The organism is Bifidobacterium apis (genome assembly GCF_036986835.1).
Lineage (GTDB): Bacteria > Actinomycetota > Actinomycetes > Actinomycetales > Bifidobacteriaceae > Bombiscardovia > Bombiscardovia apis_A.
In genome coordinates this window covers 352,487-368,899 of record NZ_BTXD01000002.1, presented here as the reverse complement: position 1 = coordinate 368,899, position 16,413 = coordinate 352,487, and the positions used below count along the sequence as shown (strand labels likewise).

Annotated in this window: 10 protein-coding genes; 2 read left to right on the top strand and 8 right to left on the bottom strand. The window is 56.2% G+C overall.

From position 1 onward, the window contains the following. Positions 1-63: 63 nt before the first annotated feature. The 7 genes from AACP62_RS05360 to AACP62_RS05330 form a co-directional block, all read right to left on the bottom strand. The gene (locus AACP62_RS05360) at positions 64-3,594 is read right to left on the bottom strand and encodes an RCC1 domain-containing protein (protein ID WP_339346885.1); all 3,531 of its coding nucleotides are present in this window, start codon (positions 3,592-3,594) and stop codon (positions 64-66) included. Positions 3,595-3,646: 52 nt separating this feature from the next. After that, positions 3,647-3,832, bottom strand: coding sequence for a hypothetical protein (locus AACP62_RS05355; protein ID WP_198217760.1), 186 nt, complete (start codon positions 3,830-3,832; stop codon positions 3,647-3,649). A gap of 277 nt (positions 3,833-4,109) precedes the next feature. After that, positions 4,110-4,775, bottom strand: a complete 666-nt coding sequence (locus tag AACP62_RS05350) for a TetR/AcrR family transcriptional regulator (RefSeq protein ID WP_339346880.1) — start codon at positions 4,773-4,775, stop codon at positions 4,110-4,112. 6 nt (positions 4,776-4,781) lie between these two features. Beyond that, positions 4,782-5,558 carry an ABC transporter permease gene (locus tag AACP62_RS05345; protein ID WP_339346879.1) on the bottom strand — a complete coding sequence of 259 codons (777 nt, stop codon included), beginning with the start codon at positions 5,556-5,558 and terminating at the stop codon, positions 4,782-4,784. After that, on the bottom strand, positions 5,555-6,475 hold the full coding sequence (locus AACP62_RS05340; RefSeq protein WP_339346878.1) for an ABC transporter ATP-binding protein: 921 nt from the start codon (positions 6,473-6,475) through the stop codon (positions 5,555-5,557). Before AACP62_RS05340 ends, AACP62_RS05345 begins: the two co-directional genes overlap by 4 nt. Before the next feature lie 535 nt (positions 6,476-7,010). After that, positions 7,011-10,850 (bottom strand): RCC1 domain-containing protein, encoded by a 3,840-nt coding sequence (locus AACP62_RS05335; protein ID WP_339346877.1) that lies wholly within the window; start codon positions 10,848-10,850, stop codon positions 7,011-7,013. A 578-nt stretch (positions 10,851-11,428) separates the two neighbouring features. Further along, complete coding sequence (locus AACP62_RS05330; protein WP_339346875.1) at positions 11,429-11,770, bottom strand: winged helix-turn-helix transcriptional regulator; 342 nt, start codon at positions 11,768-11,770, stop codon at positions 11,429-11,431. Positions 11,771-11,931: 161 nt separating this feature from the next. On the opposite strand from AACP62_RS05330, the gene AACP62_RS05325 reads away from it, so the two are divergent. Both AACP62_RS05325 and AACP62_RS05320 read left to right on the top strand, forming a co-directional pair. Then, positions 11,932-12,561, top strand: coding sequence for an NAD(P)-dependent oxidoreductase (locus AACP62_RS05325; RefSeq protein ID WP_339346873.1), 630 nt, complete (start codon positions 11,932-11,934; stop codon positions 12,559-12,561). A gap of 963 nt (positions 12,562-13,524) precedes the next feature. Continuing rightward, complete coding sequence (locus AACP62_RS05320) at positions 13,525-14,160, top strand: hypothetical protein (protein WP_339346872.1); 636 nt, start codon at positions 13,525-13,527, stop codon at positions 14,158-14,160. A gap of 131 nt (positions 14,161-14,291) precedes the next feature. Here the strand turns inward: AACP62_RS05320 and AACP62_RS05315 are convergent, their stop codons facing one another. Continuing rightward, the gene (locus AACP62_RS05315) at positions 14,292-15,815 is read right to left on the bottom strand and encodes a DUF4062 domain-containing protein (RefSeq protein ID WP_339346870.1); all 1,524 of its coding nucleotides are present in this window, start codon (positions 15,813-15,815) and stop codon (positions 14,292-14,294) included. Between the last annotated feature and the right edge of the window lie 598 nt (positions 15,816-16,413).

Below are 16,413 nucleotides of genomic sequence, written 5' to 3'. Positions count from 1 at the left end.
GGGCCACCCTGTCTGACCGGGCCACCTTGGGGTATGGCCTGGCTGCTTACTCGTGTGAAGTCTTCAGGCTTGCAGGCTTTGTGCTTCCCGCTGGTGGCATCCGGCTGCGATGGCACCAGCGGCGGCAAGTATTCCAGCGGCCAGCAGGATCATGGTCCCGCCGCTGCCTGCGCGAGGCAGCATGCCTTCGTAGGTGTAAGCCAGGTGCGCCTGGGTCTGGCTGGTACCGCCAAGTGTCCAATCCACAATCACGTCAGCCAGGCCCGGATTATGGGCGGGAGTGGTCAGGGTGACGGAACCGTCAGCGTTCTGCCGGAGGGCGTCGACCACTGTCTGGTCGAAGCTGACGCCGGTGATCAGCAGCTCCGGGTTGAAGGCGATCAGGGCCGGGGTGCTGCTCTGAGTCGTGCCCCCGTCGCCAAGTTGGCCGTATGCGTTGTCGCCCCAAGCGTAGGCGTTACCGTCCTGGCCAATGGCCAGGGAGTGGTTTCGTCCTGCGCTGGCACGTGCGGCTGCGAACCCGCTGCCGGCCTTGCCTTGGCCGGCGGGCGGCGATACGCGCGCGGGCTTTGGCTGGTCGCTGGTGGTGCCGTCGCCGAGCTGGCTGTCGGTGTTCCATCCCCATGCCCAGGCTGCGCCGTTCTGGTCGATGGCCAGGGAGTGATGCACGCCGGCGCTGATCCATGTGGCCTGCAATCCTTGGCTGGAGCCTGTGGGGCTTGGCACCCGCCTGGGAGAGGGCTTGCTGGTTTTCGTGCCGTCGCCCAGCTGTCCGTGGTCGTTGTAACCCCATGCCCAGGCTGCGCCGTCCTGGCTGATGGCCAGGGCGTGGTTGGCTCCTGCGCTGATCTGCGCGGCTTTGAAGGTCCGGCTGGTGTTCCCGGGGTCGGGCACGGGTGCCGGATCTGCGGTGTATGTGGTGCTGTACTCTCCTGTGGCCGTGCCGTTGCCAAGCTGCCCGTAGTTGTCGTATCCCCAGCTGTAGAGGCTGCCGTCCGTGTCCATGGCCATGATGAAGCTCCATCCGAGGCTGACCTGGGCCGCGTGCAGTCCCTGGTTTGAGCCATTGGGGTCCTTGGCCAGTGTCGGCGTCGGTTTGGACCTGCTGTATGCGGTGTAGTTGTTGTTTTCGCTGCCCCAGGTGTAGACACGCCCCTCCTGGTCGATAGCGGCCGAGTCGTAGGCGCCGGCGCTCACCTGGACGGCTTTGAAGGGCTGTCCATACTCGCCTTTGACGGGTTGTGGCTTGGAATGGTCTGTGGTGGTGCCGTCGCCCAGCTGCCCGTGGTCGTTGGCCCCCCAGCTGTAGACGATGCCGTCGCTGCCTACGGCCAACACGTGGTAGCCGCCTGCCACGGCCTGCGTGTAGGTGAAACCGGCTGGCACGCCGTCGGGCAGCGGGACCTTGACCGGCGTTTTCTGCGGGGTGCTGTTGGCGGTGTCCTGGCCGAGCTGGCCCTGCTGGTTGCTGCCCCATGCGTAGGCGTTCCCGTCGCTAGCCACACCTACGGAGAATCCGCGGAAGTTTCCGGCCTGGTAGCCGCTGGCGCTGATCTGGCTGAAGCGGATGCCCCGGCTTATCTTGGGCGGCGTGATGGTCGCCTGCTGGCCACCCAGGGAACTGCCCCTGACCGGGTTGATCGACCACCCGCCGGTGTCGGCTGGGCTCCAGTGGGCGATCAGCGTGATGTCTCCGGCGACCGGATGGCTGAAGTCATAAGCCACATTGGAACCGCCTTTGGCATCCTTGAGGAACCAGCCATCAAACAGACAACCGTCTGCTTTTGGATCCGGATAAGGGCGCTTGACCTGCCCGCCCTCTATGACGGACCGGTCTGCCGGCATGCCTGAAGGCGTCGGACAGGCAGCGTCCGTGGATGTGAATCCCACCTTGTATTTGGGCCCGGTGTATGTGTAGGACAGGTATGCGTCCGGCTGCGGTCCGTTCATGCTCCAGGAGATGGTGACATTCACCCATCCCTTGCTGTGCGGCGGAGTGGTGACGCTCCAGGTGCCGTCCGCGTTGGCGGCCAGCCCTGTGCCCGGTGTCCCGCCGAATTCGATGCTGGTGATCACGGCATGGTTGGTCAGGGGAATCGTACCTGGCTGATAGGAATCCCGTTTCTTGGTGTCTCGTCCCAGTTGGCCGTTGGAGTTGCGTCCCCAGCTGTAGAGGTTGCCGTCGGAGCCGATTGCCACAGCATGATCGCCGCCTCCGATAACCTGGGTGTAGTCGACGTTCTTCGCTGGCGGGTCGATTTTGGTTGGTTGGGGATCTGTCGTATTCCAATATGGCCTTGCCAGTTGCGCATGGCTGTTGTTTCCCCACGTGTATAGGATCCCTTGGTCGTCCAAGGCGAAGCCATTCCAGTCTCCCGCACTGATTTGGATTATGCGTGTCTTTGTGGGCACGTTGACCTTGCCTCGCGGGTTGATCCTTGCGCTGCCGGTGTTTCGTCCCAGCTGGCTGAAATTGTTGTATCCCCAGCTGTAGAGCACCCCATTCGAATCCAAGGCCAGGCAGTGCATGCCTTTGGCAATTACCTGCGTGTAGCGGACTCCGGCAGCAGGAGGATCCACTTTTCCCGGACTGTCGGCCGGCGTGGTGCTGGTGTCGCGGCCTAGCTGACCATGACCATTGCCTCCCCAGCTGTATAAGTTCCCATCAGTGTCGAAGGCCATGCAGTAGTCATATCCGGAGGTGATGCGGGTGAAACGGATTCCGGTCGGGGTGTCCACTTTGCCTGGCCTGGTGCTCGGCGTGGTGATGGTCTCGCGTCCCAGTTCGCCGTCGCTGTTGTATCCCCAGCTGTAGATGCTGCCGTCCGAGGCTAATGCTTCTGAGTGGTACTTTCCTGCGCTGACCTGGGTGAAACGAACTCCTGCAGGGGCGTCCACCTTTCCCGGAGTGTCGGCTGGCGTGGTGCCTGTGCCACGCCCAAGCTGACCATAACTGCTGCTGCCCCAGCTGTACAGGTTCCCATCCGAATCAAGGGCCAGGGAGTGATCGTAACCTGCACTGACCTGGATGAAACGAAGTCCGGCTGGGGTGTCTTCCCTGCTTGGCTGCCAGTTGTAGTCGGAGCCATACATTTCTCCCCAGTGGTAGATGCTGCCGTCTGATCCCACTGCCACTGAGTATTGGTATCCTGCACTGAACTGGCTGAAGCGGATGGTCCGGGCAGGAGGTGCAGTAAGGGTGATAAGAGTGTTGCCAGCTGTGGGGCCTTGGGTGGGTGAGAGGTCCCAGACATCACCGTTTTTGGTCCAACGGGCTTCCAGAGTCATGTCGCCGGTGACTGGCTGGCTGAAGTCGTAGGCGGTCAATGTGCCGCTGATGAACCAGCCATCAAACGAATAGTCTGGTCGGGCTGGGTCGGCAGGCCTCTGCGCTTGGGCGCCTTCATCGACGGTCTGATCAGGTGTGGTGGTCCCGCCCTCTGTATCAGTGAACTTGATGGTGTACTGGGTGGTTGAGCGGGTCTGGGGATTTTCGACGTTCGTGCTTGGCGCAGCGGATGCTGTAGGTTGAATTGGCTCCAGGGGCGACGATGTGTGTAAAGGCGATGGTGTGGCCAGTGATGGCTGGGGCATCGAAGGTACGGTTGTCGGCGTTGCCTTACTGGGGGAAATGCCGGAATTTTGCTTAGCTACGCGAGGGGTCTGACGACCCCCCCCCCCCGGTGCCTCCTGCTATGGCTGGCGCGCTCGCGCCGGCCACAGCAGGCTCGCTGGCGGTGGTGCTGGCATCGGCGCTGGTGCCGGCGAGGAGGCCTAGAGGCAGGACGAAAGATAGCAGAAGACTGACGGCCGCGGCTGGTCTGATCGACATGTGCTGATGCTGACACCTATTAAGCATAATCCCCTTCCCCAAAGGCTGACCCACCGGCCCCTACCGGTTGAAATACCCTTGGAGGCTTCCATGACGTAGCGTATATCCCCATCCCTCTGTGCGAGGGTACAAGCAGGAAGCCTTGCGTCTTTCAACTATACTACGTGCCGATAAGGTTCTCTCAGGTGGAATGTCGGGGAAGTAATTCTGAGTAGAACATGAAGTTTATGAGTGCGTGTTATGGGTACGTGGCAGGGAACGATCCATTGGCCACTGATCAGGCAGGCCATCCGGCGATGAGGGCGTGCAGGCCCTTGCGGTAGCTGGTCTCCATAAGGGCACTGATTCCATTGTCCTTAGAGGCGAAGAGTGTTTTCAGGTCATCGAATCCTTGGGTATCCTCGGCCAGTCTTTTGGCCAGATCCGTATTGGTCTGGCCGCCCGCACCGCCGACAGGGGGAGAGGCCTGGGCGATGGCACTGCCCAGGGTCAGTCCGGCCAGGCTGTTGAGCAGGTGGATGGTGTCGGAATCGACCTTGAGCCCATGGGCGGTCAGCTGGTTCAACCAGGTGCTGACCATGTGGAAGGACTGGTCGGTGTTGATGGGATGCGTGGCCATGAGCGGGAGCGCCCGGGGATGCGAAAGCAGCGTCCGGTGAACCTGAAGCATGACATCTTCAAGCGCTTGCCGCCATCCCATGTCCTGGGGTATGGAGTTCAGGTCGGTGGCTGACTGCCAGATGAGCTCGACGATTCCATCAAGCAGGGCGGCCTTGCTGGGTACATGGCGGTAGATGGCTGGTCCTGACACCCCCATTTGCTTGCCCAAGGCGCGGATGTTCAGGGCCTCCAGTCCGTGCTCGTCGACGAAATATAGGGCAGAGCGCAGAATGTAGTCTCGGTTGAGCGTCGTCTTGACGGGTGCCTTGGGTGGGTCAGCCATGCTTCCTCACTCCTTCCGCTGTACTCCTCTCTTGAATAGTACCGTTGCCAGGAGAGCCAGGGCGAGCAGGAAGGCCAGCAGGATACGCAGGTCAGGCCATACATCCGCCATTCCGGCACGGTCGAAATTGATTTTTCCTACGGCATCCATGGCCCAGTAGACGGGACTGCCCTTGGCCAGCTTCTGTGCCCAGTCCGGGAATCCGGAGACAGGGCTGAGGGCTCCGCCCATGCCAGCCAGGAGCATGCCAAGAATGTTGTTGAAGGACATGGCCATGTTTTGCGAGGACGAGAAGATGTAGAGCAACAGGCCGAAGAGGGTCAGCACAATCGAAATGACCAGGCAGACCGCGGCCAGGGCCAGGACTGATCCATTGGGCCGGTAGTGGTAGAGCGCCGTCCCGATCAGCATGACTAGAGAGACCTGGACCACCTGCACTATGAAGGACACGCTCAGTTTGGCCATGACCAGGTCGAAGAGGGAGACCGCCGACACCCGCATCCTGTCCCAGGTGTGCCATTCATGCTCCTGAAAGAAGAGTTGGAGGACCAGCTGCAAGGAAAACATGGCGAAAAGAATGGCGAACCCAGGAAGCGCCTGCTCGGATCCGTTGGCGCCCAGATGCCCTTGGGCTCTCAGCGAGTCCCGGTAGGAGGGCAGCATGAAGGGGATGATGATCAGTGGAATGGCCACGATGACCGCCTGCAGCCAGATGCTTCGCAGCTCGATTTTGAAATTGAGGCGGAATGTCGCTAAATATCCGTTGAAATGCACGGCGTTCACCTGTCTTCCCATGCTCGTGACCCGGCAGGGTCGCTTGAGGATGTGCCCATGACGGTCATGTAGGCCGACTCGATGTCAGGCTGGACGATGGTGATTGATGCCAGACGGGCACTTTTCATGGCCGGCTCCTGCAAGAGGCGGGCCAACTCCTGCTCTGGACTGGACACCGGGTGATCGGGCTCCAGGAAGCCGTCTGCCGTCCGCCATCCCGGGACCTGGCCTGGGGCAGGGCCGACGAATGAGATACGCAGGGATGCCCGGGCATATTTATGGAGTACCTCCTGCAGGGAGCCCCGGACCTGGATCCGCCCGTCGATCAGGAAGGCCAGGTCCGCGCCCATCTCTTCCATTTCTTTGAGGTAGTGGGTGGTGTAGATGATGGTGGTGCCCTGTCGGCTCATGGCCTTGACCATGTCCAGTATTCTGGAGCGAGCCTCCACATCCGCTCCAACAGTGGGCTCGTCCAGGAAGAGCACCGGGGGATTGTGGACCATGGCCATGGCGGTGTGAAGGCGTCGTTTCTGTCCTCCCGATAGATTCTCGGCTGCTGTTCCTGACTGGGAACCCAGCCCCATGAGCTCCATCAGCTCGTCGGCCCTTCTGCTGCCCTGCTTGGTGTTCAGCCCTTGCAGGCCGACCATGCCACGTAGGTTGTCTCGGACGCTGAGATGGGGATAGATGCCCAGGTCCTGGGGAGCAAGTCCGATGACCCGGCCGAAGATGCGCGAGGGGGTTCGATAGGGGTTGCGCCCCTCTACTGAGATGTGGCCTGAGTCCGGCTCGCCCAGCCCGGTCAATGCCGAGATCAGGGTTGACTTGCCTGCTCCATTCCTACCCAGCAGACCCAAGATGCTGCCGCGCCTGACCTGAAGATCCACACCCTTGAGCACCTGCCTGCTCCCGAATGATTTACGCACCTGGCAACAGGACAGGGCATATTCCCCCGAATCGTTTTTTGCGGGTTGCAAGGTATACCTCCTGACTATTGTAGTTTAACAACGTTAACTATAATAACATCGTTAACAACCAAGTTTCATCATGCTTTTCGAAGGCAGCGGGATTCTGGCGTGGCGAGGCGGGGATATACGCCTCGGACCGCCTGGAAGAACTATGCTTTTCCTTAGCAGTGTTGGGAATCCGATAATTGCTCTTCAATGAAGAAGACTCGGGGGATTTCAAGCGTGAGCGGGACACGATCCTGTCCCTGCTGCTGTGCCTCCGGTTGGCCGTTATCCTGGCTTAGCGATTCCGCAGATGCCAGCCTTCAGGGACCTGGTGGGCGATGGCAATAGCTGGCGTATACAGTAGCTGGCCTATGACAGAAGGACAGAAGAATGATGGCCCTGCTTGCGAGGAAGCTCCAGCTGGAGAGCAAAGCAGCAGGATAAGGAAATGGGGTGGCCCCGCAATCTTGGGGTTTGCGGGGCCACCCCGCTTACTCGGGCAAAGAGCTCAGTGGCGCCGTCTGCTGGTTTCTCGCTGATGGGAGGCTGCTGCCGTGGCGCCTGCGGCGGCGAGCAGTCCTGCGGCGAGCAGGACCAGAAGGCCGGTGCTGCCGGCCCTGGGCAGGATGCCCTCGTAGGTGTAGCCCAGGTGGGCGGTCGTCTGTGCGGCTTGGTCTATGGTCCAGTCGACGGCCACGTCGACGGGTCCTGCGTCGTGGGGCGGGTTGGTGATGCTCCAGGTGCCGTCCGTGTTCCGGTACAGGCTGGTCCCGGCGATGCCGCCGAACTTGACACCAGTAAGAACCAAAGGCGTCGGATCGAAGGCAACCGCCAGGGGGGTTGTGCTTTTGGCTGTCGTTCGGTTGCTGCCCAACTGCCCGTATTGGTTGTCTCCCCAGGCCCAGAGGTTGCCGTCCTGCCTGATGGCCAGTGAATGGAGCTGTCCGGCGCTGCTTCGAACGGCTTTGAAGGTTTGGGCCTTGTTTGCGGGGTCCTTGAGGGTCGCAGGCTTGTTCTGATTGACGGTGCTGCCGATGCCAAGCTGGCCGTTGCTGTTCCATCCCCATGCCCAGAGGCTGCCGTCCCGGCCGACGGCAAGGGAGTGGTTCACGCCCGCGCTGATCTGGTCGGCTTTGAGGCTTTGGCTAGGATTAGCAGGGTTCTGCACGGTTTGTGGCTTGTATTTGTCGCTGGTGCTGCCGTCGCCCAGCTGGCCGTACCCGTTGTATCCCCAGGTCCAGGTGTTCCCGTCCGCATCGATGGCCAGGGCGTTCCAGCTTCCTGCGCTGATTTGGGTGGCTTGGAAGGACTGATTGGGCAGTCGGGCCGGATTGGATGAGTAATTGGTGCTGTCGCTGGTGCCGTTGCCGAGCTGGCCGTTCGTGTTGTATCCCCAGGTGTACACGTTGCCATCAGCATCCAGGGCCATGACGAAGCTCCAGTTGAGGCTGACCTGGACCGCATGCAAGGTCTGTTCAGGATTGCCCGGGTCGGCGGCTGGAGTCGGGTTCTTCCTGGCTGCGCTGTATGCGGGCCTCTGTCCCTTGCCGGTGCTCTCGCTGCCCCAGGTGTAGACGCGGCTTTCGGAGTCGATGGCGGCTGAGTCGGCGACGCCGGCGCTGACCTGTACGGCTTTGAATGGCTGGCCGCTGGTGTCCTTGACGGGCTGGGGCTTGTACCGGTCTGTGGTGGTGCCGTCGCCCAATTGCCCGTGATCGTTGCGTCCCCAGCTGTAGAGGATGCCGTTGGATCCGATGGCCAGGACGTGCGAGTCGCCGGCTGCAACCTGAGTGTAGGTAAAGCTGGAATCCGCGCCGTCGGGCATGGGGATTCTGACGGGAGTTTTCTGCGTGGCGGCATCAGCCGGTTTCTGAGCAAGCTGCCCGTACTTGTTGTTGCCCCATGCGTAGGCGTTTCCGTCGCTGGCGACGCCTATGGAGAAGGAGCCTCCGGCGCTGGCCTGGTTGAAGCGGATGCCCCGGTTGATGGTGGGCGGGGTGATGGTCACATGCTGGCCGCCGAGCACGTTGCCCTTGTCGGGGTTCAGGGCCCAGTGGGTGTCCATTTTGGTCCAGTGGGCGGCCAGGGTGATGTTGCCGGTGACCGGCTGGCTGAAGTCGTAGGCGATCCAGGAGTCGTTGCTGGTGTCCTTGATGAACCAGCCGTCGAACAGGCAGCCATCCGCTTTCGGATTGGGGAAGGGGCGTTTGGCCTGTTTGCCTTCGGTGACGGTCTGGTTTTGGGGCATGCCGGAGGGTGTCGGGTAGGAGCCGTCCGTGCTGGTGAAGGTGACGGTGTAGGAGTCCAGGTATCTGTAGGCCAGGTGGGCGTCCGGCTGCTGGCCGTTGAGAGTCCATGAGACGGTTGTGTCCACTTTTCCCCGCACATGCGCGGGTGTGGTGACGTTCCATGTACCATTCGCGTTCTTGGTTATGTTCGTACCTGCCGTCCCGCCGAAGCTGACCGCAGTGACTGTGGTGGTACCGGGCAGGTTCACCCGGCCGGGGATATGCCGATCGTTGGTGGTGTTGTCGCCCAGCTGGCCGTTGGCGTTTTTACCCCAGGAGTACAGGTTGCCGTCCGAGGCCAAGCCGAAGGAGTTGTTGTCCCAACCGGCGCTTGCCTGAACCCAGGTCAGTCCGGTTGGCGCGTTCTGCGGCGCAGCAACCCGGACAGGGGTGTTTCGCTGGGTAGTGGTGTTGTCGCCCAGCTGGCCATTGTTATTGGCACCCCAGGAGTAGAGGTTCCCGTCTGAGCCAATGGCCAGTGATGCAACAGAGAGGAGACTTACTTGTTTCCAAGAGAAATTAGGTAGCACTCCATTGGGTTTATGTGCTTGAGTTGGCCCGTACACGTCAACGGTGGACCCATTGCCAACGTTGCCGTTTCCGCCATAACCCCATGTATATATGTTGCCGTCGGATCCGATGGCTTGCGAGTAGTAGTCCCCCATTTGGAATTGTCCCCAGGTCAATCCGGAGGGGGCCCCTTGTGGCCAGGCGATTCGTACGGGCGTGATCTTATTATCGGTGATTGATCCTGTACCCACTTCACCACGGGTATTTGCGCCCCAGCCGTAGAGCCAGTTATCCGATCCCAAGGCCAGAGAGTGCCATCCCCATCCGCTCATCTGCTTCCATATGAATCCGGAGAGCACTCCTTTCGGCATCTTCACCTGGACGGGGGTATGCCGTTCAGTGGCAGTGCCGTCCCCCAGTTGGCTATGATCGTTGCTGCCCCAGCTGTAGAGTTTGCCGTCAGATCCTAGGCCAAGAGCATGCAGGCTACCTACCGCTTCCTGCTTCCATGTGAACCCGGATGGGGCATTTTGTGGCAAGTTAACAGGTTCGGGGGTGTAATGCGGGGTTGTAGTGTTGTTCCCCAACTGGCCATAGGTATTGTCGCCCCAGCTGTAGAGCTTGCCATCTGATCCCAGACCGACGGAGAACAAGTATCCGGCTGAGGCCTGGACCCAGGTAAAATCCTGGGATACGCCCTGGGGTTTCTTCACCGGGACCGGCTCATGACGTTCAGTGGTGGTCCCGTCGCCGAGTTGGCCATGATCATTGCTTCCCCAGGCGTAGAGGTTGCCGTCCGAGGCGACTGCAAGAATGTGCCCCCTTCCAGCGCTGACCTGGCTGAAGCGTATTCCTCGGGGTCCGGGCGGGGTCAGGGTGACTTTCGTGCCGCCGGCGACCGGCCCCTGCACAGGGCTCATGCTCCAGGCATCCGCCTTGGTCCAGTGGGCGGTGAGATTCATATCGTTGATGACGGGCTGGTTGAAATCGTAGGCGACGGGTGTTGAACCGATGAACCAGCCGTCGAACAGGTAGCCGTCTCGGGTTGGATCCGCTGGACGTTTCACACGCTCTCCGTCAGCTATGGTTTGTGTTGTGTCGGTGCCTTGGGGATTGCTGAAGGTGACGGTGTGCGATGTGGAGGCGCGCGCCTGCAGCTCGGCGCTGTCTTTCTCGTCGGGAGTGCTGGTCTTGTCCGGCGTGGGGGAAATGGATGGGGTCGGCTGTGTGGGATTCAGAGGGGAGGGTGTGGCCAGGGGAGATGGCGAAGTAGGAGCGGTTGCTGTTGGAATGTTTGCTGTTTCAGTTGGCTGGGTGGTGATGTCAGGAGGATTGCTGGACTTTTGTTCAGCTTCACGACCCCCCTCCTCCCCGCTAATTCCAGGTGTAGTCGGCGCGACCGCGTGGGCCGCGCTGGATTCGGTTGTGGCGCTGTCTGCTGTGGCATAGGTGCAGACCAGGAGGCTTGCGGGCAGGATGATGGCCAGCAGGAGGCTGACCAACAAAGCCGGTCGAGCGGATATAGGTATATCAGAGTGCTGACGAGGCATAGTGTGATCCCCTTCCCCAGGAATCGCAGCCATATTGTCAAGAATCCCCAACATCCGACGAGTCACGCGCCGAAGACAACTTTGGCCACTCATATAATTTTACCATATATGTGAAAGCAAAGTGAAAATAAAACATGGAAAACTGTCGTCAATCATATGGTGCATGACCGTCTTTTTTCTTCTAACCGTGTAGATGAATGCGTGACTTCAAGTTGTTAGTGATTATAGAGCCATCCTATTGGTCTGGCTGTTTACTTGATGTAGCTTCGGACTGTTGCAACGGTCACGGAGAAAAGCCCTGAGGAGAGCTGAAGAAGGATTCTGATGCTGCCCATACATGGCCGGTTGTCCTTGTATGTATAAAGCTAATTGGGCTGGAGCATGGTTGCCCAGCTGATGCTATCGAGAGTGAGCTCCAGTAGCGGCAAAGGTGAAGCAGTTCTTTGACGATCTGTCTGCAGACTATGAGCTACTTTGGCGTTACCTCGGATGCTGTTCGTGTTGGTGGTCAGGAGTGCTTTGCCGGTCAGCCGTTTGCGAGCTGCTTTTTTTGAATTGCTGGTTTGAACTATTGCGACTCAAGATGCAGGATGCTCCTGATTGCTATGGCTTGCTTGATAACTAACGCCCCAATCTCGCATAGCGTTGATGACCGGTCTCAGGCTCTTGCCTGTTTCGGTCAAGGAATATTCCACCCGAGGAGGTACCTCCGCATATACTTTGCGGTGCACAAGGCCATCACGCTCCATTTGGCGCAGGTTCGAGGTCAGTACCTTCTGCGAGACATTGCCAACGGAACGGCGCAGTTCGCCAAATCGCATGGTTCCGTTCAACAAATCGCGCAGGATCAGTGCCTTCCACTTATCGGAGATCATCAGCAAAGTGGTCTCCACGGGACACGTCGGTAACTCGCGCTCCATCTAAGCTCCAATCTAAAGAATGCAGGGAAATCAGCAAAAGTTCCCAACAAGTAACTATAGAACATATTTATGCCTACTTCTATTTTATTCAGTATGGCAATAAGGTACATCATGACAGCAGAAAACAGAACGAGTCCGTAACGAATATGGAGGGAACCATTATGAAGATTGCAGTAATCGCGGCAAATGGTAAAGAAGGCCAACTTGTTGCCAAGGAAGCCTTGTCGCGTGGAGACGAGGTAACCGCTGTCGTACGAGGTGAAAATAAGTCGGCAGCTCCACACGCCATAGTTAAGGATCTATTCGATTTGACCACAGCAGATTTGGCTGACTTCGACGTAACTGTGGATGCCGTCGGCACATGGACACCGGAGACTCTGCATGTCATTCCGGATGCAGCCAAGCATCTTGCTGACATATTGTCAGGAACTGGCATCAGATTGATTGTGGTAGGGGGTGCCGGAAGCTTGTTTGTTAATAAGGAGCACACTTTGGCACTTAAAGACACCCCTGATTTTTTAGATGACTACAAGCCGGTGTCCGCTGCCCACAGCAAGGCGCTTGAGGGCCTGCGTAGCCGTTCCGAGGTTAAGTGGACCTACATCAGCCCTGCCGCTGATTTCCAAGCCGATGGAAAGCGCACAGGTTCATACGGGTTGGCAGGTGAAGAACTGACTACAAATTCTAAGGGAGAGAGTTTCATCAGCTATGCCGATTATGCAATTGCTGTGGTGGATGAGGCCGAATCGGGCAAACATGTCGGTGAACGCATCTCCGTTTATGCCGAGTAGTTGCATAGAGCCCAAGCCGTTTTAGTTGAGAACACAGTATTAATCTGCTCCTTTTCAAGGAGCGCCGTTTCCGTCATGGGAAGTTGAAGTAGATGCCTATAACCTAGGTGCCCTCATAGATGTATCCCATCAGGACGGTCGTCTGTAAGGCTCGGTTTATGGTTCAGTCCATGGCCATGCCGACATGTCCTGCTTCGTGGGGCGGGTCGGTGATGCTCTAGGTACCGTCGGTGTTTCGGTAAAGGCTGGTGCCAGATATGCCGCCGAACTTGACACCAGAGAGCCACAGGTGTCGTATCGAATGTTACTTGGGCAGACATCAGGCTGTTTGCCGCATTCTCGATCCAGAGTTTGCCCGTACTGGTTGTCATTCCAGGTCCAGATTGAGAGCCCCCTATGTTGATAATGGCTGTTGTGAACCGTTGGCTGGAGTTTCTCGCACCTGTTCAGGCACTGATGTATCCTTCGTGCTTTTGATACCTAATTGGTTACGGCAGTCACCCGCTTACGCGTAGTTTTTTGCTGAGGGATCCTAGGAAAAGTCTTGGGTGTTATTTGCTTGGAACCCTTGGCGCTGCCCTGGTTGAAGTGGATACAAGGATTGATTGCGTGTGGTGGCGTTCAATGTGTATCCGCGTTTAGCTGTGTCCGTGCCTGCCGATCTGCCGCGTCCGGCGGCCTTTGAATCGCCATTTCATGTGCAATCTGACTCCTGAACAATATCCGTCCATCAAGAGGCTTCGTCTATTTACAAATAATTGATCAACGTATCGTAAGTGTATGGATAGAAGGATAGTGCGAAGTAGAAAAGCTCGAAGAAGGGCTGCGCGAAAATGGGGAGTACGCAGGACGATCGTATCGAGCGAACAACAACAAGTGCTTGATCGATTTAGGGATAGCGTGAAATTATAAGGGAAAAGTCGACCGGAGAAAGCAGGGACGATAATCCTTATCAACAATATTGTGATCGCCATTCTGGCAAGTATTTTGCTCGTCTTTATGTTTATCTTGCAAGCTAGCTTGGCTCCGCAGCTGAGTTACTGTCTCATGATCGCTATAACCGATCTTTTATCGCTGCATCTTCTGGTTTGTCTTTTTCTTACCGTCATAACGCCTATGGATCTGACTGTAGAGATGTCCATTTTTGTCCACAACGTCTACGTTTTTTGTCTAACAAATTCTGTGATGTATTTTGTTAACCTATCTGCTGGCAAGCTAGTAAAATTGAATCATCGAAAGGAATCTACCGCTGTGCTGAATGAACTGGCACCTTTTGTATGTTTTACTTTTATGGATTTGGCTGAAATAGCTGCCTTGTTTTTCTGTTTTTATGATGTCATTCATGGTCGAGTTGGGCGGTCATGGGATAGTTGGTGGATTCAGACTGCCGTTTACCCCATTTTGGGTGTAATACTCTTAATAGTCTTCTGGATATTGTTAGAGGATAGTGGCGAAGCAGGTATTCATAGTTCGAATATCTGCTCTATGTTCATTGCTCTGCCTGTTTCCGGCTATATACTGCAGATATTCAACCAACGCCTTGCTCCTAAAGAGGATGTATTTAAGCAGAAACAGGTCCACCTGCTCTCTATTCGGTAACCTTTAAAATAACGCAGGTTTGTGCTCGACTCAATGTCGATCAGAGTGCTGATTAACACACTGATGGTTTGTCTGGAATTCTAAAATGGAAAATTACGTGAAGTCTTTGTGCTCATTTTCGACGAACCCTTTTATAGGTACTCTTCTCCCTCGAGAGTCTCAGGGCCCACCGCAAGGTCTACGGTCTTTTCAGGATGACGGCAAATGATTTCAGTGCCGACATCTGTAATAACAATTGTTCCTGCACTGCCGCTTTCAGCTGGTGTGGTTTGCACTAGCTTGTGAGTTGTCAGGAGCGTTAGCAAGTCCCTCCAACACCAGCGTTCCATATGGAAGTCTTTGGCGTTGATATGCGAGCTTATGTCCAGATCAAGATCCAGCTTTGCCTGATCCGTGCTGATAGGGGTCTGTATGGAGGGCTGCAACATCTGCAATAGCTTGGGAACACCGACCTTTCCCGTGAACTTCAGGAAGACGAAGCTACTATTCCCGTATTCCGGAATAAGTGCTTTCCCAGAGCCGGTTATCGTAGTTGTTGCTTCCAAGAGGTCGAGCTCCGCATCTCTGAGGGTTTGATTCTGAGCATTCTTCGGCTCTTGTCCTCTGACCCAGCCCTGTAGATTACTCTTGTCCTGCTGATTCAGGGCTTTGTAGATCATATAAGCGATGTCTTTGGGGCTGTCGCTGGCGTTCCAAAATTGAGCAAGTCTGCCGTTTGTGGCCTCATTTCGAAAAGTAAAAAGTTGCTTTTGTTTGTCAGGATCCTGCTCGTAGCTCTTGTACGGAAGGTCCTCTGGATCCTTGCATACGAAGGCCAGCACCTTGATGTTGGGCATCGCTTGAGCCATCCTGTATTCTTTATGGGTGTAGCTTATGTTTTCGCCAGGGATAAGGCTGCCGTATCGGCCGCCTAAGATAAGTACATAAAGGTCGGTGACCTCCATCTTGTCCCGAATGTAATCGAGTTGGCTCTCATCTATGGCTGTGAACTGTTCCATGCCGATTGGGTTGTAGTCCTCAGTGTACTGTAGTTGTTCTAGTACAGCCTTTCGGATGTCTGCCATGTCCTCAAAGGTAGAGCTGATAAACACGTTATAGAGCTTCTTCTGACTTGTCATTTTATGATCCATAAGACGCGGGTTTGTTGTCAGGCTGCCTTTTGCAATTTGATTGGGGATATGCAACGGCGGATCCAATAAGAATACAGGTGAATTTCGCAATAAATATAAGTTGAATTCCGGCGTACCCTCTGGGATGTCACTTCCGTAGGTTTGTTGTAGAAATTTTTGATCGTATTCAATTTGCTTTTTAAGACATACTGGCTTGATCAGTAGCGTGCATCCAGTTTCTACCTCAATGACTTGAGTGAAGCTTTTCAGCACATTATGTAAAGTTATCAGGACGCGACTGTCTCCAGCCCTCAGTCGGCGGCCGATTCTGTCATTGAAATGCAATGCCGTCACCGCAAGCAGGGCTTGCGCCGTACAGAAGAATCGAGTGGTTTGTGGAGGCAGACCAACATAGAGTGGAGCTATCCGCTTGAAGGCTTGACTACACTCATTACTGGACTCGTCATAGTCTTCTGGATTTTTTAGTAGACGCACGGTATGTGCATGTGCGGCACGCTCAATCTTGTCTGTAATCCCAGGATCCATATACAAATCATAAGCATGCCCAGGCAGACCTAGAAACTATTAGTAAGTGTTCAGGTTGTGATATAAAGACATATCTGAATTAGTCTAATGTCAATGTGGCCCGAATATTAAGGACCTTGATTTTAAATTTGCCTTACTCTGGATTCCTCCATGAGAAACTGCTGTTTACTTTCTGACTGTTTAATAGTGTCCGTCGGTTTTCATTCGTGGCCGACCTTTCGTTCCCTGGGAGTTCATTACGGATTTGGTATGTGAAACAGAAGGAATACCAGGAAAATAGATATGGTCATCAATGCAACGGCGAAGAGAGCAAACTCAAAACAGTGTTATGCATGTCAGGAGTTCAGCAGGTAAAACCGATAGCTATGGGACCATGTAGCACTATGTAGGACGGCCACTGAGAGATTCATAACGGACGATTTGGGTTCGTCGATGTGTTAAGTATGCGGTGTTGGCAGTAATACAGGTCATGGTTGACGTATCACCCAGGTTTTCTATTCGTGTGCTAGTGCACACGTTCTGATTGCAGTTGATCTTATGCTAGTTGGCCATAGTTGATTACTTGATCAAACCTGGTTTCCGCGTCAGCAATTTATCG